The sequence below is a fragment of the Amycolatopsis sp. CA-128772 genome, from assembly GCF_002904295.1.
In the GTDB taxonomy this organism is placed as follows: domain Bacteria; phylum Actinomycetota; class Actinomycetes; order Mycobacteriales; family Pseudonocardiaceae; genus Amycolatopsis.
In genome coordinates, this window is the sequence record NZ_PPHG01000022.1 from 99,427 (window position 1) to 121,517 (window position 22,091).

Sequence of the window (22,091 nt, forward strand, 5' to 3'; positions counted from 1 at the left end):
GGGGACGTGCCCCGCCGGCTCAGTCCGGGCCGCGGCGCAGCGGCCGGACGGCCGGGCCCTGCACGACGTCGCCGTCCACGCCGAACCGCGAGCCGTGGCAGGGGCAGTCCCAGGTCTTCTCGGCGTCGTTGAACGAAACCAGGCACCCCAGGTGCGTGCAGTGGGCGCCGACGGTGTGCAGCTTCCCGGCCTCGTCGCGGTGGGCCGCGACGAGCTCGCCGCCGACGCGCACGACCTCGGCTTCCCCGGGCTGCAGGTCGTCGAGCTTCTCCGACCGCCACAGCGCGGCGACGTGGTCGCCGACCAGGTACTTCGCCACGGTCAGGTTGTCCTGCGCCACCTCGAGCACCGAACGCGCGTCGAAGCGGTTGGGGTCGAACAGGTCCGCGGCCGGGTGCGGCTCGCCGAGGATCCGGGCCGCCAGCACGTGTCCCGCGGCCGTCCCGCCGGTCATGCCCCACTGGCCGAACCCGGTGGCCACCCAGAGGTTCTTCGTCGCGGGCAGGTAGCGGCCGACGTAGGGGAGCAGGTCGGGGGTGGACATGTCGTGGGCCGACCAGCGGTGGGTCACCCGGTGCAGGCCCGCGTGCGCGTCCGCCCAGTCCGCGAGCCGCCGGTAGCGGCGCCCGACGTTGACGTGCGCGCCCACCCGGTAGTGCTCGCCGCCGGCGATCACCATCGGCGTGCCCCGCTCGGTGTACCCGCGCACGGAGTGGTGCGTGTCGGCGTCGAGGAACATCCCCTCCGGCGGGGTGGTCCCGGCGGCCGGGCCCGCGACGACGAGGTCGCGCACCGGGTCGAGCCGGGCGAAGTACAGGCCGCGGTCGAGCACCGGGTAGTGGGTGGCGACGACGACCTCGCCCGCCACGACGTCGCCGCGCGAGGTGCGGACGGTCTGCCCGTTGACGGCGGTCGCCCGGGCGTGCTCGACGATGGTGCCGCCGAGCCGTTCGACCTCGGCGGCCAGGCCGAGCAGCCACCGGCGCGGGTGGAAGTGCGCCTGCCCGGTGGTCCGGACGGCGCCGAGCGCGGGTACGTCGAGCGCGACACCTTCGGTGAAGGACGCGGGCAGCCCCGCCGCGGCGGCCGCGTCCGCCTCCCGCTTGAGGGAGTCGACGGTGCTTTCCCGCGTCGTGTAGACGAAGCTGTCCGCGCGGGTGAAGCCGCAGTCGATGCCCAGTTCGGCCGCGGTGGCGGCGATCCACTCGCCCGCCGCGGCCTGCGTCCCGGCGTAGGTCCGCGCGGCGCCCTCGCCGTGGCGGGACGTCAGGTCCGCGTACTTCGCCCCGTGCTGGGCGCTCACCTTCGCGGTGGTGTGGCCGGACACCCCGGCCGCGACCCGCTCGGCCTCCAGCACGACGACCGAGCGGCCGCCGCGGGCGAGCAGCAGCGCGGTGGTGAGCCCGGCGATCCCCGCGCCGAGCACCGCGACGTCGGCGGATTCCGGCACCGGCACCCCGGTGCGGTCGGGGGCGGGTGCGGTCTCGACCCACAGGGAAAGCGGTTCGGGCAGGACTGTCATACCTGTGGATGCCCGTTACCGGCCCGGCGAAACCGGCCATCCGGCCCGTTTCGGCTGTTCGGGGCCTCGGGTAGCCCTCCGGCATGAGTACCGACATCTTCGTGATCGGCCTGGACGAGGAGAACCGGCGGGTCCTGGAACGCCTGCCCCTGGCCGGGACCTACTCCTTCCACGGCCTGCTGACCCCCGAAGAACTGCAGCACGGCGAGATCGACTTCGAAGCTCTGCTGAAGACCGCCCAGCACGAACTCGACGCGTTCGACGGCGACATCGCCGCGATCGTCAGCTACTGGGACTTCCCGGCCGCGTCGCTCGTCCCCATCCTGTGCGCCCGCTACGGCCTGCCCAGCGTGTCGCTGGAGGCGGTGCTGAAGTGCGAGCACAAGTACTGGAGCCGGCTGGAGCAGCGGAAGGCCATCGACGAGCTGCCGGACTTCGGCATCGTCGACCTCGACGACCCGCACCCCGCCCCGCCGGCCGGCGTCGAGTACCCGATGTGGCTGAAGCCGGTCAAGTCGTTCTCCTCCGAGCTCGCCTTCAAGGCCGGGAACGACGCCGAATTCGCCCACGCGGTGGCCGAGATCCGGGCCGGCGTCGGCCGCGTGGGGGAGCCGTTCGGCTACGTGCTCGAACAGGTCCCGCTCCCGGCCGAGATCGCCCGCGTCGGCGGCGCGGCCTGCCTGGCCGAGGCGGCGCTGCACGGCGTCCAGGCGGCCATCGAAGGGTACGTCCACCAGGGCGAAGTCACCGTCTACGGCGCCCTGGACTCGATCAACTACCCGGACAGCTCATCCTTCCTGCGCCACCAGTACCCGTCCCAGCTGGGCGAGGAGCCGGTCCAGCGGATGCGGGACGTGGCCGAGCGGGTGATGAAGCAGATCGGCTTCGACAACGGCACGTTCAGCATCGAGTTCTTCTGCGACCCCGAGTCCGGCCAGGTGTGCCTGCTGGAGATCAACCCGCGGCACTCGCAGTCGCACGCCGAGCTGTTCGAGTTCGTCGACGGCGTCGCCAACCACGAGATCATGGTCCGCCTGGGCCTGGGCCAGGACCCCGGCCGCCGCCCCCGCAAGGGGACCTACCAGATCGCCGGCAAGTGGTACCTGCGCCGCTTCGAAGACGGCGTTGTGACGCGCGTGCCGACCCGCGAGGAGGTCGAAGCCGTGCAGGAGCGGGTCGACGGCACGCAGATCGAGATCATCCCGCAGGTGGGGCAGCGCCTGTCCGACCTGCCGGAGCAGGACAGCTACAGCTTCGAGCTGGCGCAGCTGTTCGTGGCCGGGCACACCGAGCACGAGATGGTGCAGAAGTACCAGGCGTGCGTGGACGCGCTGCCGTTCGAGTTCACCGAGGCGTGACAGCCGTCGGGGGTCGCGTTCGGACTGTCCGAACGCGACCCCCGCCTGGTGCCTGGTCCTAGCCCGACTGCGGATCGCTGTCGTCGTGCTGGTCCCCGCTCGACGTGCCCTGCTCGCCGCGGAGGGTCTCGCGCTGAGCCTCCGGCGTGTCGCCGTGCGGGTCGTCGCCGCGGGGGCCCTCGGCCGGGTCGGTCGGGTGCTGCGTACGTTCTTCGGACGTCATCTCGTGCCTCCTTCACGGTCCGTTCCGCACCGGATACCCCGCCGCGCCCGGCTCAACCGCCGGCGTTTGCCGCGATGATCGCCGGGTAAGCCGGATGACGACGCGGTTGTCTCACCGGCGATCGCGCCGGAGACCGCGGCGAGTGGAGGAGACCCAGATGACCACGTCGGCGGAACCCGTCCGCCCGGGCCCCTTGGCCGCCCGGTCCGTCGTGCACGCGCCCGTGCCACCCGCCCCGCGGATGCTGCGGCTGCCCGGCGTCTACCGTCCGCAGGAGGACACCGCCCTGCTCGCCGCCGCCATCGCCGAGCTTCCCATCCGGCCTGGCGCGCGGGCCCTCGATCTGTGCACCGGCACCGGCGCACAGGCCATTACCCTGGCCCGCCGCGGCGCGGGAACCGTGTTCGCCGTGGACCTTTCGCGCCGGGCGCTGGCTTCGGCGCGGCTCAACGCGCTGGTCCGCCAGCTCGCCGTGCGCCCCTGCCGGGGTGACCTCGGCCGAGCGCTGCGCGAGGGCCCGTTCGACGTCGTCGTCGCGAACCCGCCCTACGTGCCGTCGCCGGCGCCGACGGTCCGGTCCACCCGGGGCTGGGACGCGGGCCCGGATGGCCGCGCGCTGCTCGACCCGCTGTGCACGGCCGCCGGCGCGCTGCTGCGTCCCGGCGGAACGATGCTGCTCGTGCAGTCCACGATGTCCGATGTGGACAAGTCACGGGAACTGCTGGCCGCACAGGGCCTCCGGACGTCGGTGGCCCGGCACGCGCGCATCCCGTTCGGCCCGGTCCTTTCCGGACGGACGGCATTCCTCGAGGCGGCCGGCCTGATCGAGCCGGGGCAGCGGGTGGAAGAGCTGGTGGTGCTCCGTGCCGACCGCTGAGCGCGCCCCCCGCCGGGTGACCGTCGTCCCGGGCGGCCCGGTCCTCGTGGAAGGGCCGGTCGAGCTGAGCACCCCGGAGGGGGAAACCGTGCGCTCGGACCGGTTCGTCGTCGCGGTGTGCGCGTGCCGGCGCAGCAAGCGGTTCCCTCTCTGCGACACCAGCCACCGCAAACGAGTACGCACCCAGACGGACGACTGACCTGGTGGCCTCCCGGAGAACCGGGAGGCCACCGGGTCGTCAGCCCAGGGGCAGCCGCAGGGACGACTCGCCGGCTTTCCACCGGCTCAGGAGCAGCTCGCCGAAGCGGCCTTCGAGGAACTCGGTCGCCTGGATGCCGAACACGACGTCGGCGGCCAGGGCCGGCTCCTGCTCCAGCAGGTCGCCGAGGACGTCGTGGCGCATCACCTGCTCGTGGACGGCGTCGGCTTCGATGTGTTCGGTGTAGAAGAACCGGCACGCCTCCGGTGCCTCCAGGCGCTGCAGGGCCTGGTCCATCCGCTGCGCCGACGGGGCCGTCGTGATCTCGGCCGCCGCGAAGTGCCCGCACAGCGCGCCGCGCAGGGACCGGTGCAGGCCGAACAGCGACATCATGTTGACCACCGCCAGCATCTCGGCCGGGACGTGGTCGATGAGCTCGAGGTAGCCGTCCGGCAGGCCCGCCGCGCGCAGCAGGTCCGCGTAGAGCCGCGCGTGCATCAGCTCCGCGCGGCCGCCGCCGAACTCGTCGAACTCCACGGCCACCAGCGCGGCCTTGGCGCGGCCGCGCAGGCGGGGGATCACCCACGCGTGCGGGTCGGCTTCCTTGTGGTGGTAGATCGAGCGGTGCGTGAAGTACTCCCGCACCTGCGCCCAGTCGCCGTGGTCGCGCAGGAAGTGCGAGAGCCCTTCGACGTCGATCGGCTCGACCAGCAGCCCGTCGAGCTCGCCCGCCACGTCGTCGCCGCCGGCGACGTTTTCCCGCAGCGCGGCCAGGAACCGCGCCTCCAGCGCGCCGCGCAGCCGCAGCAGTTCCGGGTCCCATTCCCAGTCCGGCGACACCCCGGGCAGGCCCTGGTAGTGCAGCTCGTAGCACAGGTGCAGGGCGAGCTGGACGTCGTCACCGAGCGGGTCGGCGTCGGCGAGCCCGTCGAAGTCCAGGTCCGCTCGTGGCTGCTCGCGCAGGAGCGTCCCCAGCACGGACGCCGACAGCGGACCCCGGGCGGTGGGCAGGGTGGCCGCCCCGGCGGTGATGGAGGTCGTCATACCCCTGGCTACCCGGTGAGCAGCGTTCCATGCCCCACCGGCACGGTGGCAGCGGTGAGCCAGCGCACCGCCGCCGCCGTCCCGTGGACGGCCGCCGCGCGCTGCTGCACGGACCCGGTGCCGTCGGTGCGCAGCGCGTCGAGCAGCCGCTCTGCTTCGGCCAGGTCCCCGTTCTCGTCCAACGGCACCCGGACGTGCGCCAGCAGGGCGTCGACCAGGGTCCACGCGGGCCGCCGCGTCTCTTCGGCGGCGTCCACGAGCTGCCCGGCGAGGCCGTGGCGCGCCGCGGTCCACACGGCCGCCGCGGTCACCTGCGGCGAGAGCGGCGCGGCTTCCCGGCCTTCGCCGAGGTCGGTCAGGGCCCGCCGCACCAGGGCCCGGCTCAGCAGGGCCTGCAGCACGGCCTGGTCGACGGTCAGTGCGGTGTCGGCGACCCGGAACTCGACCGTCGGGAACCGGCCGGACGGGCGGGCCAGCCAGAACGTCTGGTCGGGGTCGACCAGGGCGCCGCAGTCCACCAGCGTCTCGACGGCACGGCGGTATTCGTCGTGGTTCCGCAGGTGCGGTGCGACGCCGGAGCCGGGGAAGCGGGACTGCAGGACCATCCGCCAGCTGTGGTAGCCGGTGTCGCGGCCCTGGTCGAACGGCGAGTTGGCGGACAGGGCGAGCAGCGTGGGCAGCCACCGGCCCAGGTGGTTGACCACGGCGACCGCGGTGTCGGGGTCGGGCACGCCGACGTGGACGTGGCAGCCGCAGGCTTCGTAGTCGGCGACGACCGCGCCGTAGGCGGCGTCGATTTCGGCGTACCGGCCGGTGCTCGCGGGCGGCGGCCCGACCGGCCCGGGCCCGACGGGGGTCCCGGTGGCCAGCAGCGCGCAGTCCTCGGCCGCGGCGGCCCCGGCCAGCACGCGGCGGGCCGCGGTCAGGTGGTGGCGCAGCTCGTCCGCGGTGGTGCAGACGCCGCTGGCCGCTTCCAGCTGGGTGAGCCGCAGCTCGCGGTGGACCTGCACGCCTTCGGGCAGCGGGCCGTGGTGGCGGTAGCGGCCCAGCACCGGTTCCGCGCACGGCGACGCGTGCCCGGTGCGGGGGTTCACGAGGAGGAACTCCTCTTCGACACCCATCGTGGGCGGGCCGTCGGACATGGGCGGGCTCCTTCCGGACGGGCGTCGCAGCGGGGATACCCGCTCCGGGCGCGGAAATGCGCCGGGACCCGGCCCTTGTTTCGCCGCGCGCCCGCCGCGGGTACTTCGCGGAAATGACACCTCACGAGTGGCCGCGGGCGGCCGGGGTGACCGTCCCGCCGGTGCACCGCCTGCCCGCACCCCGCGCCCCGTCCGACGACGACCCGGGCAGCCGCCTCCGCTGGAAGAGCGCCGACGCGGTCGTCGTGGAGATCACCGGCGAGGTCGACCTGTGCACGGTGGCCCGGCTCGCGGCGGTCCTGGACGAACACGTCCGCGCCCGTCCCGGCGTCCTGCGGGTCGACCTCGGCCAGGTCCGCTTCTTCGGCGCCGCGGGCATCGGCGCACTGCTGCAAGCCGCCCGGCACGCGGAAGCCGCGGGCGTCCACCTCGTCGTGGACCCGGGCGGCTCGCGGGCCGTGATCCGCGCCCTCGAACTGCTCGACCGCCTCGAGGTGGATTAGCCGCGTCCGGCAAAGACTGCCGGCGCTTCGCCGGGCCGGAGCCGGTCGAGCCCCGACCCGGCCCCGACCGTCTTCCGCGGTCAGGGCCAAGGCCTTGTCAGGTCCGCGCTATTCCCCGGCGAGCAGGTCGACGACGTCCTCGCCGCGGTTGCGCTCGGCGAACCGGCGCCGCTGGCGGTCGGCGCCGCCGCCCTCGGTGGCCAGCCGGGCGAGGCCTTCGCGCGCGAAGTCGAGGTCGCCGGCCGCGGCCAGGGCCGGGGCCGTCAGGTCGACCAGGGCGTCGAGGACCACCTTCGAGGGTTCCAGGTCGCCGGACTTCGGGTGCGGGCAGCAGCCGGTGACCCCTTCCCGCGACGCCCGCCAGAGCTGGGCGCGCAGCACCTCGTTCGGCAGGTGCGGCAGGGGAGCGTCGCCGGCCAGCGCGGTGGCGACCAGCCCGCGGGCCAGCACGGCCAGCAGCACCGCGTCCTCCGGGGTCGCGGCGACGTCGGCGATGCGGAACTCCAGCGTCGGTTGCCGGTCCGACAACCGGACGTCCCAGTAGATCATCCCGCGGTCGAGGATCGAGCCCGCGCGCAGCCACGCGTCGACGATGCTTTCGTACTCGTCCAGCGACGCGAACCGCGGCGGCGGCCCGGCCGACGGCCACCGGCTCCACTGCTGGTAGCGCCAGCTGCAGTAGCCTGTGTCGTAGCCGTCGGAAATCGCCGAGTTCGCGGTCACCGTGAGCAGCGCGGGCAGCCACGGCCGGACGTGGTTGAGCACCTGGACGCCGGCTTCCTTGTCCGGGATGGCGACGTGCACGTGGCACCCGCAGGTGAGCGAAGTCCGCGCGGTGGCGCCGAAGTGCTCGGCCATCCGCTCGTAGCGCGGGTTCGGCGTGATCACGGGCGGGTTCTCTTCGAACAGCAGCGGGGACGCGGCCGGCAGCAGCCGGCACCCGCGCCTTCGTGCGGCCCGGTCCAGCTCGCCGCGCAGCCCGCGCAGCTGGCGCAGGGCCTCGCCGTGGGTCCGGCACACGTCGGTGGCCGCTTCGGCCTGGGACCGGGTGAGTTCGTGCTGCAGCTCGCCCTGGTCGTCGCCGGCTGCTTCGGCGGCGTCGACGACGTCGTCGCCGGCCTGGGACAGCTGGCCCCGGCGGTCGACGACGAAGAACTCCTCTTCGACGCCGAACGTGAGCGCGTCGCCCGTCGGTTCGTTCACCGGTGTTCTCCTGGAGGTCGGGAGCCCGCTGAATACCCGGATGGGGGAACGGGCAAACGGCGTTTTCGCCCACGCGGAACGGGTATCCGCCCGCTCATGAACCCGAGCGCCGCCGCTTCGCCTTCGCTCCTGGCCGCCGACGCGGGTGCCACCGTGCGCCGGCTGTCCCGTTGCGTGGGCGACGGCGAGCTCGACTCCCCGGCCGAGATGTACCGGGTGCTCGGGGCCCTGCGGCTGCTGACCGACGACCTCACCCAGCTGCTGCCCGCCCTGCAGGGGCGGCTGGAGGACGGCCTGCTGGCCGGCCGGGTCGTCTGTCCCGGCGCCGACGCGGTCGCCGCGACCTGGGCTTCGGTGGGGGAGGTCGGCCGGGCTTTGGCGCACGCCAGGACCGTGGCCCTGCTCATGACGAAGGAACTGGAGAACTCCCAGGTCGCCCTGCGGGACCTGGCCACACCGTGAGGACACCGATGTCGACGGACGCGATCGTGCTGCTCAAGAACGACCACAAGACCGTGGAGAAGCTGTTCAAAGAGTTCGAAAAGGCGGGGGAGGACGCGTACGACGAGAAGCGCCGGATCGCCGACTCGATCATCGAGGAGCTGACCGTCCACGCCTACATCGAGGAAGAGATCTTCTACCCGGCCGCGCGCGAAGCCGTGCCGGAGACCAAGGACCACGTCCTGGAAAGCGTCGAGGAGCACCACGTCGTGGTGTGGATGCTGTCCGAACTGCTCGGCATGGACCCGAAGACGGAGACCTTCGACGCGAAGGTCACCGTCCTCACCGAGAACGTCCGCCACCACGTCGAAGAGGAAGAAGAGGAGTGGTTCCCCGAGGTCCGCTCGGCGATGGGCCGCAAGCAGCTGCAGGAACTGGGGCAGCGGATGATCGACGCCCGCTCGAAGGCGCCGAAGAACCCCCTGGAGCTGAAGAGCGCCAAAGCCTGACCCCACGCGACGAAGAGGGCGGTACTTCCCCGGGGAAGTACCGCCCTCTTCGCGTGGTTCAGTGCCGGGCGACGACGCGGATCGACTCGAGTTCGGAGTCGGCCGGGTCGGGCAGCTGCATGCCCGCGCCGAGCCCGCTGCGCAGGTAGTCGAGCATCGGCCGGGTGATAACCTCGCCGGGCAGCACACCGGGCGCGCCGGGCGGGTACGGCGTGATCATCTCGGCCGCGATCCGGCCGGCCGCCTCCGCCACCGGCACCTGCTCGGTCTCGCCGAAGAAGGCGTCCCGCGGCAGCATCGCGGTCTCCAGCTCCATTTCCCGCGGCGAGGGCAGGTCGACCTTCGGCGGCTTCTCGAACGAAGGCGCCGACTTCAGCAACGCGCCGAGCGCGTCGATCAGCGTGCCCGCGGTCTTGTCGTCGTCGGAGTGGGTGAACTGGGCGACGATCCGCCGGTGGTCGGACAGGCCGACGGTGACGCGCTGGTGTTCGCGCAGCCAGTCGGCCGCCTGGTAGCCGCTGATGCCCAGCGGATCGAGGTCGAGCACGACCTTGAGCGGGTCGGCCGAATCGGCGAGGTCCGGGCCGAGGAACTCGTCGTGCATCACGGTGAAGCCCAGCTCGCCCAGCCGGCCGCGGACCGACTTCACGAGCGTCAGCGCGCCGTCCAGCAGTTCCTTGCCCTGCTCGGCCATCTGCCGCCGCCAGCCGTCGAGGGCCGCGTAGACCAGGGAGCTCGCGCTGGTCGTGCCGAGCAGGTCCTCGCGCGCCTTCAGCACGTGCGGGTCGACGCGGTCGCCCTGCAGGTGGAAGACCGAGCTCTGCTCGACCGCGGCGCCCATCTTGTGCACGCTCGTGACGCAGACGTCGGCGCCCGCGTCCATGCCCCACGGCGGCAGGCCGTCGTGGAACGGCAAATGCGCGCCCCACGCCTCGTCGACGATCAGCGGCAGCCCGCGCTCGTGGCACCACTCGGCAATCGCCGCCAGGTCACCGCACGTGCCGTAGTCGGTCGGGGTCACCACGAGGGCGCCCTTGACCTCGGGGTCGCTTTCGTAGGCCTCGGCGAACTCCCGGACGCCCGGCGGGTGGCTGAGGTGCCGCTCGGCGTCCCAGTGCGGCCGGACCCACACCGGCCGGACACCGCTCACGATCAGTCCCGAGATCACCGACTTGTGGACGTGCCGCGGCACCAGCAGCTTCTCGTGCGGGCCGGCGACGGCGAGCATCGCGCTCTTCACCGAGAGGGAGCTGCCGCAGGTCGAGAAGAACGTGTGCTCGGCGCCGACCGCGTCGGCCATCAGTGCCTGCGCCTCGGCCAAGACGCCCTGGCGCATCAGCCGGTCGTCGAGGCCGTTGAGCGCGATCACATCGGACTTGAACACGTCGCTGCCGACGACCTCCAGCACCCGCGGGTCGACCCCGCGGCCCTGCTTGTGGCCGGGCGCGTTGAACGGGACGTAGCCGGCGCTGTGGTAGTCGCGCAGCGCCTCGAGCACCGGTGCCTTGCTGTGGTCCATGGCGCCGGAGTAGCCGGGGCGGCGCCGCGTGAAACACCCTGCTGGTATGACCGTGCGTGGTTGGGGTATCCCGGAAGGCATGGAGTGGCACGAAGAGCTGCACGAGCGGGCGGACGAGCGGATCGAGCACCTGGACGAGCGCCTGTGGGCCGTCGCCACCGCGCTGCACGAGCAGCCGGAACTGTCCTATGCGGAGCACGCCGCGGCCGAGCGCCTCACGCGCGAACTGGCCGAGGACGGCTTCGCGGTCGAACGGGGGATCGCCGGGCTCCCCACGGCGTTCGTCGCGCGCGCCGGCGAAGGGCGGCCGTGCGTCGCGCTGCTGCTGGAGTACGACGCCCTGCCCGGTCTCGGGCACGCCTGCGGGCACAACCTGATCGCGGCGAGCGGCCTCGGTGCCGCGCTGGCCGCCAAGGAGGTGCTGGGGGACACCCCGGGGTCCCTGCTCGCGGTGGGCACGCCGGCCGAGGAACGCGGCGGCGGCAAGGTCGCGATGGCGGAGGCCGGGGTCTTCGACGACGTCGACGCGGCCCTGATGATCCACCCCGGCGTCCACTCGTGGTCGTGGGCGCCGCTGACCGCGCAGGTGGAGCTCAGGGTGACCTTCCACGGCCGCGCCGCCCACCCGACCGGCGACCCGCAGGCGGGCATCGACGCGCTGGCCGCGCTGATCCAGGCGTTCGGCGCGGTTTCCGCGCTGCGCCAGCGGTTGCCCTCGGGCTCGCACGTCCAGGGGATCATCACCCACGGCGGCGAGGCGACGAACATCGTCCCGGACCGCGCCGAGGGCCGCTTCGGGCTCCGCGCGCTGACCACGGACGCGCTGGACCGCCTGGTCGACGACGTGAGGACGTGCGCGAAAGGCGCGGCCCTGGCGACCGGCGCGAAGGCCGAGGTCGAACGCCTCGGCCGCGGGTACGCGCACTTCCGCGACAACCCGGTGCTGTCGGAGCGGTTCACCGAGCACCTGGCGGCGTGCGGGATCCACGCGACCCCGCCGGCGCCCGGGGTCTACCTCGGATCGTCGGACATCGGCGACGTCAGCGTCCGCGTCCCGGCGATCCACCCGTTCGTCGCGATCGCGGCGGAGGAGTACTCGGACCACACCCCGGAGTTCGCGGCGGCGGCGGCGAGCCCGCGCGGCCGGGCGGCGATGCTGGCCTCGGCGGCGGCCCTGGCCCGCACGGCGATCGACCTGCGCACGCACCCGGCGCTGGTCAGCCGCGCGTGGGACTGCTTCCGCGACCTGGAACGGACGGGGTGGTGACCCGGCGCGGGTGCCGGAGCGATTCCGGCACCCGCGCCACCTCACGCGACTGACGTGTAGTGCGAGGCGTCACCTTCGAGTGACTCGCTCGGCCGCCCGTCGGTGCCCACCGGGATGTCGCCGGCCACGGTGACGCGGTCGAGCCGGCGCGGCAGGCCGTCGTAGTTGTCGATCGCGTAGTGCTGGGTGATGCGGTTGTCGAACAGCACCAGCTGGTCCGGCTCCCACGCCACCCGCACGACGTTCTCCGGCCGGGTGACGTAGGACTGCAGCAGCCGCAGCAGGTCCCGTGACTCCGTCACCGACAGGCCCTCGATCCGCTGGGCGAACCCGCCGATGAACAGGCCGCGCTCGCCGGTCACCGGGTGCACCCGCACCACCGGGTGCACGGTCCGGTACTTGCGCGAGACGAACTGCGCCCGCCGGGCCTGCTCCTTCTCGTCCACCGTCTCCGGCGGCTGGACGTAGTCGTAGTCGTTGGTGTGCACCGCCCGCAGCGTGTCGGCGAAGGCGCGCAACGGTTCCGGCAGGTCCCGGTAGGCCGCGGCGGCGTTCGCGATCAGCGTCTCCCCGCCGTAGGGCGGCACCACCAAGCTGCGCAACGTACTGGCCTTCGGCGGGTTGAGGACGAAGGTGACGTCGGTGTGCCAGTGGTTGCGCGGCCCTGCTCGCTGTCGACGGGCAGGATCGTCGGCGCGCCCTCGACGGCGGGCACCGTCGGGTGGGCCTTGGTCAGCTCGCCGAAGCGCGCCGCGAACCGCTGCCGGCCCTCGTCGTCGAGCCGAACGTTCCGGAACACCAGCGCCTTGTGCTCGTGCAGCGCGTCGGCGAGGAACGCCACCTGCGTGGCGTCCAGCTTCCCGGCGGGGTCGAAGCCGACGATCTCGGCGCCGATCCTCCCGGTCAGCTTGCGGACGTCGGTACCGATGGTGGTCATGCGGGCTCCTTCACTCGGTTGCGGTTGACGGGCCGCGCGAGGCCGTAGTGCTCGCGCAGGGTGGTGCCGGCGTACTCGGTGCGGAAGAGCCCGCGCCGCTGCAGTTCCGGGACGACAAGGTCGACGAAGTCGTCGAGCCCGCCGGGGAGGGTGGGCGGCATGACGTTGAGGCCGTCGGCGGCGCCGCCGCGGAACCACGCCTCCAGCTCGTCGGCCACCTGGACCGGCGTGCCGGCGAAGACGCGGTGCCCACGCCCGCCTGCCAGCTGTTCGAGTAGCTGCCGGATGGTCAGGTCCTCGCGCCGGGTCAGGCCGACGACCAGGTCGAACCGGCTCTGGCCGCCTTCGGTGAAGCTGCCGACGTCGGGTAGCGGCCCGTCCAGCGGATAGCCGGTGACGTCGTGGTCGAGCATCTCGGACAGCTGCCGCAGCCCGTAGTCCGGGATGATCAGCGCGTTCAGCTCGGCTTCCCGCGCCCGCGCTTCGGCTTCGGTGCGGCCGAGGATCGGTGAGATACCCGGCAGGATCTTGATCTCGTCGGGTGTCGGGCCGTACTTCGCGAGGCGGCCCTTGACGACCTCGACGAACTCCTCGGCCCGGTCGTAGCGTGCATCGTGCGACGGGCGCTTGGCCAGGGTGAAGTTGCGGGCCTCGTCGATGCCCGCCGAGGTGACGATGTTCCAGCCCGCGCGGCCGCCGGAGAGGTGGTCGAGCGAGGCGAACTTGCGGGCCAGGTGGTAGGGCTCGTTGTAGGTCGTCGACGCCGTCGCAATCAGTCCGATGTGGACCGTGGACGCGGCGAGCGCCGAAAGCAGCGTCAACGGTTCGAAGTGGCTGTGGGAGTTGTGCTTGACGTTGCCCCGCAGGGCGACACCGTCGGCGAGGAAGATCGAGTCGAGCCGGCCGCGCTCGGCGGTCCGCGCGATGTCGACGTAGTGCTGAAACGTCCGCGCCCGGTGCGGGTCGGTCGACGGGTGCCGCCACGCGGCTTCGTGGTGGCCGTTCGGCATCACGAACGCGTTGAGGTGCATCAGGGCTTCTCCTTGGGACGCCAGGTGGAAAACCGCCGTCCGAGGCCGACGAAGCCGGCGTTGACGACGACGCCGAGCACCGAGACCGCGATGATCCCGGCGTAGGATCGAAGAGGCCGCCGCCATCCGGATGCCGGTGAACACCGTCGGCACCGCCGAGGGCAGGATCACCTTCCGGAACAGCCGCGGGCTCGACAGCCCGAGCGAGCGGGCCGCCTTGACCAGCAGCGGATCGACCGTGTTGACCCCGGCGATCGTGGTGAGCAGCACCGGCCACACGCAGGCGTACACCACCAGGCTGACCTTCGACAGCTCGCCGATGCCCAGCCGCAGCGTGAACACCGGCAGCAGGGCCGGCGCGGCGGTGTTGCGGGCCAGCTCCAGCAGCGGCTGCAGGAACCGCGCCACCGGCCGGTACCAGCCGATCAGCGGCCCGAGCGGCACCGCCACCGCGACGGCGACGGCGAACCCGGCGGCGGAGCGCCCGATGCTGGCCAGCAGGTGGTCGGCGAGTTCGCCGTCGAGCGCGAGGTCCCCCAGCGCCGGCAGGTCCTCCGACAGCGGCGGCAGGAACGTCCGCGTGCTCTCGTCGAGGACGAACCGGGGGACCAGCTCCCAGAGCGGCACGAACAGGACCACCGCGGCGGACGCGTGCACCGCCCGGGTGAGCTTCTTCGTGAACCGGCGCGGTTTCGCCGGCGGGTCCGTCGGTCTGGTGTGGACGGTGGGGGCGGCCGGGGTGGTGGTCATCGGGCCGCGCTCCGTTCGTGTTCGGCCGCCTTGCGGACCTCGTCGTGCAGCAGTTGCCAGAGCCGGTGGCGCTGCCGGCCGAACCTCGATGCCGTGGGTGATGAAGACGATCGTCTTGCCGGTGCGGCGCCGGATCCGCAGCAGCTCCTCCTGCAGCTGCTCGCGGGTCTGCGCGTCGAGCGCGGCGAACGGCTCGTCCATCAGCAGCACGGCCGGGTCGTAGGCGAGGCTGCGGGCGATCGCGACGCGCTGCTTCATCCCGCCGGACAGCTCGTGCGGGTAGCGGTCCTCGAAGCCGGACAGCCCGACCAGGGCGAGGTATTCGCGGGCCCGGTCGGCCCGCTGCCGCTTCCCGAGCGACCCGCCTTCGAGGCCGAACTCGACGTTGGCGCGGGCGGTGCGCCACGGGAACAACGCGTACTGCTGGAAGACGACCCCGCGGTCGAGGCCCGGGCCGCGCACCGGCTCGCCGTCGATGAGCATCTCGCCCGAGGTCGGGGTGGCGAGGCCGCCCAGCAGGTCGAGCAGCGTCGACTTGCCCGAACCGCCGGGGCCGACGAGGGACAGGAACGTGCCGTCGGCGATGTCGAGGGAAACGTCGTCGAGGGCGGTGAGTTCGCCGAAGGTCTTGGCCACCGAGCGGATGCTGATCACCTGGTCACCGCCGGGGCGCCGTCGCGGTAGGGGTTGAACTCGTTGGTGTAGAGCTTCGAGGTGTCGACCTTGTCGTGCTTGAGGTAGCCCTCCTGCTTCAGCCACGGCTCCCACCGGGTGTAGTCCGCGTCGGAGATGAGACCGCCGTGGGTGATGCCGACGCTCTTCCAGTACTTGAGCGTGTCGGTGCTTTCGTTGCGGCCACGGGCTTTGATGATCTTCGTGAAGCGCGCGATCACCTCGTCGGGCGGAGTCGTGCGTTCCCACTCGATCGCCCGGGCCACCGCGGAGACGAAGATCTTCGCGGTCTCCGGGTTCTTCTTGATGAAGTCGGTGCGCAGCACGTACGGGCCGCCGTCGTAGGGCCCGAACGCGCCGACGTCGGTGAACAGCGGGCGGATCCCGCCGGCGGCGGTGGCGTGGTCCTGCAGGATCCCCTGCAGCGCGGCGACGTCGAGCCGGCCGTTGCGCAGCGCCTGTTCGGCGTTCACCGGAGGGATGACGACGAGCTGGACCTGCTTGATCTCGTCGTCGGAGAGGCCCTGTCCCTTGAGCCAGGTGTCGAGCGCGGCCTCGAGGTTCGCGCCGGCGGTGTTGACGCCGACCTTCCTCGGCGAGTTCGGGGAGGGTGACGGCGTTCGCGCTGCCTTGGTAGCGCAGTTCCAGCTTCTCCGGTTGCCCGGGCGCACCGGTGGCCGTCGCCGAAGCGCAGCCGGCCAGCAGCATCACGGCGGCGGCGAACAGGGGCAGGGTTTTCTTCACGGTGGTTTCGTCCGTTCCGGGAGTCGGTGGGGATGGGAGCTGCCGCCTGGCCGATCAGCCGCGCGCGTTCGTGGAACAACCGCACCGCCGCGGAATTGCCGTCGACGGCGAGCGCGAGCAATTCCGGGAAATCCGGTTGTTCGAGCACACCGTTTTCCACGGCTTTGCGGGCGAGGGTCGCTTCCGAAACGGCGGCCTCCAGGCAGCCGGTGCGCCCGCAGCGGCACGGCTCGGTACCGCCGTCGACGGGAAGGTGCGCGACCCCGCCGGCCGCCGAGCGCGGCCCGTGGTGCACTCCTCCACCGGTGGCGAACGCCGCGTCGACGACTTTGCCGGTGAACAGCTGCACGACGCTGTCGCGGGCCCGCGGGTGCCCGAAAAGCCGATCCGCGTGCACCGAAGCCCGCGCGTGCCCGTCGACCTCGACGGCCGGCCCGGTGCTGCCGGCCAGGAGCTCGCGGACCGGCACGTTCTTCCAGCCGAGCAGCGGGTGTTCGGCCACGGTGCCGGATTCCCGGTCGACCCAGCCGCCGGTGGCGACGCCGAGCCCGAGCGGCTCGCGGTCCGGGGCGTGCCCGAGCAGCAGGTCGTCGAAGATCTCGGCGGCGCGGGCCAGCAGGTCCTCGGCGGCCAGGCCGTCGTGCGGTTCTTCTTGCTGCACAAGGACATTCCCGCGCAGGTCGAGCAGCGCGACGGTGGCGTGGTGCGCGGCCAGGTGCAGCGCGCCGGCGACGTGCCGGCCGGTGTCGAGGTCGGCCGGTACGTGCGGCCGCCCGACGCCCCCGCGTGATTCGGCTTCCGGCAGTTCGCGCAGCAGTCCCAGCCGGGTGAGTTCGGCGGTGTGCCCGGTGACGGCGGCGGCGGACAGCCCGCTCCGCCGCGTGATGGTGCTGCGCGCGACCGGGTCGCTGTCGAGCACGGCCCGCAGCACGGCGCTCGCGCCGGCGCTGCGCCGGGCCCCGCGCGCGTCCGTCCTCTGTGGACTGCCGGCCCGGCTGGTCATGGCCCGATCGTCGCAGATGGAGCGGCCGGCGCCCAGCGTGCCCAGGATGCGGGCAGGGCCGGCCGCGGTCTCCCGACGACAGCCGCAAGCGCCCCAATGTGGCGTTGGGTGCATCTGACGCACCGAACGCCACATTGGGGGCATCTGACGCACCGAACGCCACATTGGGGGCATCTCGCCCGGCGACCCGACCGGCGCCGGGGGCGGGCTTGACGCATACCCATATGGGAATATGATGAGCCGCGTGGCACGAGCAGCGACGACGGCGGACACCTTCAACGCGGTCGCCGAACCCCGGCGGCGGCAGATCCTCGACGTCCTCATGGACGGGGAGCGGTCGGTCGGCGACCTCGTCGACCGGCTCGGGCTGGCCCAGCCGCAGGTGTCGAAGCACCTGCGCGTGCTGCGCGAGGTCGGCGCGGTGGACGTGCGCGGCGACGGCCGCCAGCGGCTCTACCGGCTCAACGGCGCCGCGCTCAAGCCCATCCACGACTGGGTCAAGCGCTACGAACGGACGTGGGCGGCGCGGTTCGACCTGATGGACGACGTCCTCGAGGAACTCAAGGAACAGGAGCAGTGACGTGGAGATCACCACCCCCGCCGACGACCGGATCCTCATCACGCGCGAGTTCGACGCGCCGAAGCACCTGGTCTACCGCGTGTGGACCACCCCGGAGCTGGTCGGCCGCTGGTGGAGCGGCCACCGCGGCACCACCACCGAGGTCGCCATGGACCTGCGGCCCGGCGGCCGCTGGCGGTACGTGCTGAAGACCGGCGACGGCGCCGAGGTCGGCTTCCACGGCGAATACCGCGAGATCGTGCCGGACGAGCGGCTCGTCTACACCGAGGTGTTCGAGCTGCCCGGCGTCGACCCGGACGACGTGGACGGCCCGCTCAACACCGTCACCTTCACCGCGCTCGACGGCGACCGCACGCGCCTGGAACTGCTGACCGAAACCGGCAGCAAGGAACTGCGCGACACGATCCTGCAGTCCGGCATGGAGGTCGGTGCGCAGGGACAGCTGGAGCTCATCCAGGAGCTGGCGGACTCCCTGCGCTAGCGGCCCGCAGGAACCGCTCGCCCGTCTTCGCCAGCGCCCTCGGCCGTCACGTCGACCGCGATCGGCAGCCGCTCCCGGACGTACTCGACCGGTGTGTGCAGCCGCACTCGCGCGTGGCACCGCCAGGTCGCGGCGCCCGCGCTGCGCCGGACGAACTGCGTGACGTCGTCCTCCGGCGGCTCGCGCGGGGTGAAGCGCGGGCCGTTCGGCACCTTCGGCGTCATCCGGTCGACGCGGAAGGTGCGCCAGTCGCCGCGGGCGGTGTCCCAGGCGACCAGGTACCAGCGGCGCCCCCAGCCGACCAGCCGGGGCGGCTCGACCTCGCGGCGGCTCGGCGTGCTCTGGTGGCTCGTGTAGTCGAAGCGGCGGGAGCCGGGCACCCGCGCCCAGCCAGTAGCCGCCCTGGACGCCGGGCGCGGCCTCGACCGGTAGCCGAGCTCCCGCAGCTTGCCGATGTCGGTGCGGACGGTGCGCGCGGAGACGCCGAGCCGGCCGGCCAGGTCGGCGCCGGTCCAGTCACGCCGCGTCTCGAGCAGCGACAGCAGCCGCAGCAGGCGGGCGGAGGTCTGCAACACCTCCCTTCCGCCCGGTTCGCCGACCCGGTGCCCGGCGACGAGCCGGTGCCCGGCGACGAGCCGGACTGGTCGCGCGGCATCCCGACTTCCGAGACCCAGGCCCTGGCCGTGGACCGGCGCCGGCGGCATCGACCGCGACCGGCTGCTGACGAACGTGAGCCTCTACTGGTTCACTCGCAGCGGCGCGTCCGCGGCGCGGTTCCTGTACGAGGCCGCCCACTCGGACCACGGCTGGCTGGCGCCCTCGGACGTCCCGGCGGGCTGGGCGGTGTTCGACACCTCGCCGGTGGTGCGGCGGATCATGGATCCGGAGGAGAAGATCGCGCACTGGTCGGACTTCGCCGCCGGTGGGCCCTTCGCGGCGATGGAGGAGCCCGAGCTGCTCGTCGCCGACATCCGGGCGTTCTTCCGCGGGCTGCGGCCGTGCTCTGCCGTGGCTGTCGTGAGCGTCAAGGAGGGTTTCCCCTCACGACGGCGGTGAGTGGGCCAGAATCGGCGGCGTGCAGTTCGCCATCCTCGGGCCGGTCGAAGCCCGTCGTCCCGATGGGACCCCCGTTGCCCTCGGCGGCCCCCAGCTGCGGGGGCTGCTGGCCCTGCTCGCGCTCGACGCCGGCCGGGTGGTCGGCGCCGAACGGCTCATCGACGGCCTCCACGGCGAGCACCCGCCCGAAGGCGCGGCGGAGGCGCTGCAGTCCCAGGTCTCGCGGCTGCGGCGGCGGCTGCGGGACGGCGGCGCGCCCGACGGCCTCGTCGAGTTCACCCCGGCCGGCTACCGGCTGGCCGTCGACCCCCGGGACGTCGATGTCCACCGCTTCGAACGCCTCACCGCGCAAGCGCGCGAAACCCCCGATCCCGCCGCGAAACTGACGCTGTTCACCGAAGCACTGGCGCTCTGGCGCGGCCCCGCGCTCGACGGCCTCGCCGACCCGCCGCGCGCGGCCCGGCTGGCGGAACTGCGGCTGGCCGCGACCGAGGACCGCGTCGAAGCCGGGCTCGCGCTCGGCCACCACGAGCGGCTCGTCGCCGAACTGCGGGAGCTCACCCGCGAACACCCGCTGCGCGAACGCCTCACCGCCCAGCTCATCCGGGCCCTCCACGGCAGCGGCCGGTCCGCCGAAGCCCTGGCGGTGTTCGCCGAGGTCCGGGCCCGCCTCGCCGACGAACTCGGCGCGGACCCGTCGGCCGAGCTCGCCGAAGCACACGTCGCGGTGCTCCAAGCCGCGCCCGCTCCGGCGCGCCGGCTGCCGGTGCCGCTGACCGCGTTCGTCGGCCGCGCCGAGCTCGACCGGCTCACCGCGGCCCTGCGCGACGCCCGGCTCGTCACCCTCACCGGGCCGGGCGGCGCGGGCAAGACCCGGCTCGCCGTCGAGGCCGCGGCCCGGGCGACGGGCGAAGCCTGCTTCGTCGAACTCGCGACGGCCACCGACGTCCCGCGGGCCGTGCTCGCCGCGCTGGGCCTGCGGGAACAGGGCGTGCTGACGCCGGGCGCGGCCGCGGACCCGGCCGACCGCCTCGCCGCCGGGCTCGCCGACCGGCCGCTGCTGCTCGTCCTGGACAACTGCGAACACGTCGTCGCCGAGGCCGCGCGGCTGGTGCGGCGGCTGCTGGGCGAGTGCGCCGGCCTGCGGGCGCTGGCCACCAGCCGGGAAGCGCTCGGCCTGACCGGCGAGACGCTGGTGCCCGTCGGCGCGCTGCCCGCCGACGCCGCGGCGCGGCTGTTCACCGACCGGGCCGCGGCGGTCGCGCCCGGCGAAGCCCCGGCCCCCGGCGCGGTCACCCGCATCTGCGCCGCCCTCGACGGCCTCCCGCTGGCGATCGAGCTCGCCGCCGCCCGGCTGCGGTCGTTGTCCGCGGACGACGTCGCCGCCCGCCTCGGCGACCGCTTCGGCCTGCTTTCCCGCGGGGACCGGACCGCCGACCCGCGGCACCGGACCCTGCGCGGCGTCGTCGAGTGGAGCTGGGACCTCCTCGATCCCGACGAACGGCTCCTCGCGGGCCGGTTTGCGGTGTTCGCCGGCGGCGCGCGCCCGGCCGCCGTCGAGCGCGTCTGCGACGTCCCCGACGCCGTGCTCGCCGGTCTCGTCGAAAAGTCCTTCGTCGAGTTCGCCGGCGGCCGGTACCGGATGCTGGAGACCATCCGCGCGTTCTGCGCCGGGCAGGGCGAGGACCGCCGCGCGGCGCACGCGAAGTACTTCCTGGAGTTCGCGCTGGCCCACGAGCCGAAGCTGCGCGGCGCCGGCCAGCTGACGGCACTGGCCGAGCTGACCGCCGAACACGCCGACCTGCTCGCGGCCCTGCGCTGGAGCGCCGCCGAAGCGCCCGAAACGGCGTTGCGGCTCATCGCGGCCCTGTCCTGGTACTGGTGGCTGCGCGGGCTGCGCAGCGAGGCGACGCCGATCGCGGACGCCGTGCTCGCCGCCGTCGGCCCCGAGCCGCCACCGGACCTGGCCGAGGAGTACGTGTTGTGCGCGATCCACGCGTCGGCCACCGACGTCGCGATCGAGCCGATCCTGCAGCGGCTCGACGGGCCGCTCGAATACCCCTACCTCTTCCTGCTGTGGGCGTTTTCCCCGCGCACCAAGGCAACGGAAGGCGCGCGGCTGGCCGCGTTGATCGGCCCGGACGCGTGGTCCCGGGCCTTCGCGCGGATCGGCGACGGCCTCGGTGCGCAGTACGGCGGCCGGATCGCCGAAGCCGAAACGCACTTCTCGGCGTCCCTGGCGGCGTTCCGGGCCCTGGGCGACCGCTGGGGCGAGGCGAGCGCGCTGGAGAAGCTCGCCGAGTTCGCGGACTGGCGCGGCGACCACGCGCGGTTCCGCGAGCTGATGGACGAGTCCGTGCGGCTGGCCGGCGAGCTCGGTGTCACCGAAGACGCGGCCGACCTGCTCTGCCGCCGGGCCGACGGGATGCTGCGCACCGGGGACGTCGAGGCGGCGCGGGCCGACTACGAAGCCGCCGCCGGCCAGGCCCGCGCCGCCGGCACGCCGCTGACGCTCGCCCGCGCCCGCGGTGGCCTGGGGGAGATCGCGCGGCGTGCGGGCGACCTGGCCGGAGCCCGGCGCTGGTACGCCTCGGCCCTCGCCCTGGCCGCCGACCCGGTCACCGGCGGCGAGACGCGCATCCGCCTGCACACCGGCTTCGGCTGGACGGCGGCCGCCGAGGGCCGCCTGGACGAGGCGACCGACCTGCACCAGGAGGCCCTGGCCACGGCGTTGGAGCACGCGAACCGGCCCGGCGCGGCCCAGGCGATCGAAGGACTGGCCGGGGTGCTGGCCGGCCGGGCCGAGGACGAGCGGGCGGCGTTCCTGCTCGGCGTGGCGGTCGGGCTGCGGGGCGCGCCCGTCACCGGGGACGCCGACGTCGCCGCGGTGGCCGAGGGCGTCCGGGCGCGCATCGGCGCCCCGGCCTACGCCGAGGCGTTCGCTCGCGGCCGGGAAACGCCGCCCGAGCAGGCGGTGGCGGAGGCCGGTCAGCGGCGGTTCGCGCTCGGTTCGTGAGCGGTCAGCGGCCG

General features: G+C 73.5%; 19 protein-coding genes and 5 pseudogenes. 11 read left to right on the top strand and 13 right to left on the bottom strand.

The features are described 5' to 3' along the window. Positions 1-19: 19 nt before the first annotated feature. On the bottom strand, positions 20-1,522 hold the full coding sequence (locus tag C2L59_RS09060; RefSeq protein ID WP_103349062.1) for an FAD-dependent oxidoreductase: 1,503 nt from the start codon (positions 1,520-1,522) through the stop codon (positions 20-22). An 83-nt stretch (positions 1,523-1,605) separates the two neighbouring features. Between C2L59_RS09060 and C2L59_RS09065 the strand changes: the two genes are divergently transcribed. Continuing rightward, positions 1,606-2,880: an acetyl-CoA carboxylase biotin carboxylase subunit family protein gene (locus C2L59_RS09065; protein ID WP_103349063.1), complete on the top strand. Its 1,275-nt coding sequence runs from the start codon at positions 1,606-1,608 to the stop codon at positions 2,878-2,880. A 58-nt stretch (positions 2,881-2,938) separates the two neighbouring features. Here C2L59_RS09065 and C2L59_RS47840 read toward each other — a convergent pair whose 3' ends face one another. After that, positions 2,939-3,103 carry a hypothetical protein gene (locus tag C2L59_RS47840; protein ID WP_199198983.1) on the bottom strand — a complete coding sequence of 55 codons (165 nt, stop codon included), beginning with the start codon at positions 3,101-3,103 and terminating at the stop codon, positions 2,939-2,941. A 157-nt stretch (positions 3,104-3,260) separates the two neighbouring features. Here C2L59_RS47840 and C2L59_RS09070 point away from each other — a divergent pair, with 157 nt between their 5' ends. Both C2L59_RS09070 and C2L59_RS09075 read left to right on the top strand, forming a co-directional pair. Further along, complete coding sequence (locus tag C2L59_RS09070; protein ID WP_103349064.1) at positions 3,261-3,980, top strand: methyltransferase; 720 nt, start codon at positions 3,261-3,263, stop codon at positions 3,978-3,980. Next, on the top strand, positions 3,967-4,179 hold the full coding sequence (locus tag C2L59_RS09075; protein WP_103349065.1) for a CDGSH iron-sulfur domain-containing protein: 213 nt from the start codon (positions 3,967-3,969) through the stop codon (positions 4,177-4,179). The genes C2L59_RS09070 and C2L59_RS09075 overlap by 14 nt, the downstream gene beginning before the upstream one ends. A 39-nt stretch (positions 4,180-4,218) precedes the next feature. On the opposite strand, the gene C2L59_RS09080 is transcribed toward C2L59_RS09075, so the two are convergent. Then, entirely contained in the window at positions 4,219-5,223 is a 1,005-nt protein-coding gene (locus C2L59_RS09080; RefSeq protein WP_103349066.1) for an iron-containing redox enzyme family protein, read from the bottom strand. Positions 5,224-5,231: 8 nt separating this feature from the next. Further along, complete coding sequence (locus C2L59_RS09085) at positions 5,232-6,365, bottom strand: glutamate--cysteine ligase (protein WP_103349067.1); 1,134 nt, start codon at positions 6,363-6,365, stop codon at positions 5,232-5,234. A 113-nt stretch (positions 6,366-6,478) separates the two neighbouring features. On the opposite strand from C2L59_RS09085, the gene C2L59_RS09090 reads away from it, so the two are divergent. Then, entirely contained in the window at positions 6,479-6,868 is a 390-nt protein-coding gene (locus tag C2L59_RS09090; RefSeq protein WP_103349190.1) for an STAS domain-containing protein, read from the top strand. A 108-nt stretch (positions 6,869-6,976) separates the two neighbouring features. On the opposite strand, the gene C2L59_RS09095 is transcribed toward C2L59_RS09090, so the two are convergent. Further along, complete coding sequence (locus tag C2L59_RS09095) at positions 6,977-8,071, bottom strand: glutamate--cysteine ligase (protein ID WP_103349068.1); 1,095 nt, start codon at positions 8,069-8,071, stop codon at positions 6,977-6,979. Positions 8,072-8,167: 96 nt separating this feature from the next. On the opposite strand from C2L59_RS09095, the gene C2L59_RS09100 reads away from it, so the two are divergent. Beyond that, positions 8,168-8,533: a hypothetical protein gene (locus tag C2L59_RS09100; protein WP_103349069.1), complete on the top strand. Its 366-nt coding sequence runs from the start codon at positions 8,168-8,170 to the stop codon at positions 8,531-8,533. 8 nt (positions 8,534-8,541) lie between these two features. Continuing rightward, positions 8,542-9,021 (top strand): hemerythrin domain-containing protein, encoded by a 480-nt coding sequence (locus C2L59_RS09105; RefSeq protein WP_103349070.1) that lies wholly within the window; start codon positions 8,542-8,544, stop codon positions 9,019-9,021. A gap of 58 nt (positions 9,022-9,079) precedes the next feature. Here C2L59_RS09105 and C2L59_RS09110 read toward each other — a convergent pair whose 3' ends face one another. Beyond that, the gene (locus C2L59_RS09110) at positions 9,080-10,540 is read right to left on the bottom strand and encodes an aminotransferase class I/II-fold pyridoxal phosphate-dependent enzyme (protein WP_103349071.1); all 1,461 of its coding nucleotides are present in this window, start codon (positions 10,538-10,540) and stop codon (positions 9,080-9,082) included. A 46-nt stretch (positions 10,541-10,586) separates the two neighbouring features. Between C2L59_RS09110 and C2L59_RS09115 the strand changes: the two genes are divergently transcribed. Next, positions 10,587-11,807: an amidohydrolase gene (locus tag C2L59_RS09115; RefSeq protein ID WP_233223357.1), complete on the top strand. Its 1,221-nt coding sequence runs from the start codon at positions 10,587-10,589 to the stop codon at positions 11,805-11,807. 41 nt (positions 11,808-11,848) lie between these two features. Here C2L59_RS09115 and C2L59_RS09120 read toward each other — a convergent pair. The 6 genes and pseudogenes from C2L59_RS09120 to C2L59_RS09145 all read right to left on the bottom strand — a co-directional run. After that, a pseudogene (locus C2L59_RS09120) lies at positions 11,849-12,744 on the bottom strand (TauD/TfdA dioxygenase family protein). Further along, positions 12,741-13,778, bottom strand: a complete 1,038-nt coding sequence (locus C2L59_RS09125; RefSeq protein WP_103349191.1) for an LLM class flavin-dependent oxidoreductase — start codon at positions 13,776-13,778, stop codon at positions 12,741-12,743. The pseudogene C2L59_RS09120 and the gene C2L59_RS09125 overlap by 4 nt, the downstream one beginning before the upstream one ends. Positions 13,779-13,940: 162 nt before the next feature. After that, positions 13,941-14,525, bottom strand: a pseudogene (locus C2L59_RS09130) (ABC transporter permease); the annotation flags it as partial. Then, positions 14,522-15,179: pseudogene (locus tag C2L59_RS09135) on the bottom strand (ABC transporter ATP-binding protein). The pseudogenes C2L59_RS09135 and C2L59_RS09130, both read right to left, overlap by 4 nt. Continuing rightward, positions 15,176-15,868 carry an ABC transporter substrate-binding protein gene (locus C2L59_RS09140; protein ID WP_233223358.1) on the bottom strand — a complete coding sequence of 231 codons (693 nt, stop codon included), beginning with the start codon at positions 15,866-15,868 and terminating at the stop codon, positions 15,176-15,178. Before C2L59_RS09140 ends, C2L59_RS09135 begins: the two are co-directional and overlap by 4 nt. Before the next feature lie 167 nt (positions 15,869-16,035). Then, positions 16,036-17,268, bottom strand: a pseudogene (locus C2L59_RS09145) (ROK family protein); the annotation flags it as partial. On the opposite strand from C2L59_RS09145, the gene C2L59_RS09150 reads away from it, so the two are divergent. Then, positions 17,189-17,524 (top strand): helix-turn-helix transcriptional regulator, encoded by a 336-nt coding sequence (locus C2L59_RS09150; RefSeq protein WP_103349192.1) that lies wholly within the window; start codon positions 17,189-17,191, stop codon positions 17,522-17,524. The pseudogene C2L59_RS09145 and the gene C2L59_RS09150 overlap by 80 nt on opposite strands. 1 nt (position 17,525) lies before the next feature. Next, entirely contained in the window at positions 17,526-18,005 is a 480-nt protein-coding gene (locus C2L59_RS09155; protein ID WP_103349073.1) for an SRPBCC family protein, read from the top strand. On the opposite strand, the pseudogene C2L59_RS09160 reads toward C2L59_RS09155, so the two are convergent. Beyond that, positions 17,974-18,580, bottom strand: a pseudogene (locus C2L59_RS09160) (helix-turn-helix transcriptional regulator). The gene C2L59_RS09155 and the pseudogene C2L59_RS09160 sit on opposite strands and share 32 nt — an antisense overlap. 154 nt (positions 18,581-18,734) lie before the next feature. On the opposite strand from C2L59_RS09160, the gene C2L59_RS09165 reads away from it, so the two are divergent. Both C2L59_RS09165 and C2L59_RS09170 read left to right on the top strand, forming a co-directional pair. Then, positions 18,735-19,061 (top strand): hypothetical protein, encoded by a 327-nt coding sequence (locus C2L59_RS09165; protein WP_233223359.1) that lies wholly within the window; start codon positions 18,735-18,737, stop codon positions 19,059-19,061. A 19-nt stretch (positions 19,062-19,080) separates the two neighbouring features. Continuing rightward, positions 19,081-22,077 (top strand): BTAD domain-containing putative transcriptional regulator, encoded by a 2,997-nt coding sequence (locus tag C2L59_RS09170; protein WP_103349074.1) that lies wholly within the window; start codon positions 19,081-19,083, stop codon positions 22,075-22,077. Positions 22,078-22,091 lie beyond the last annotated feature (14 nt).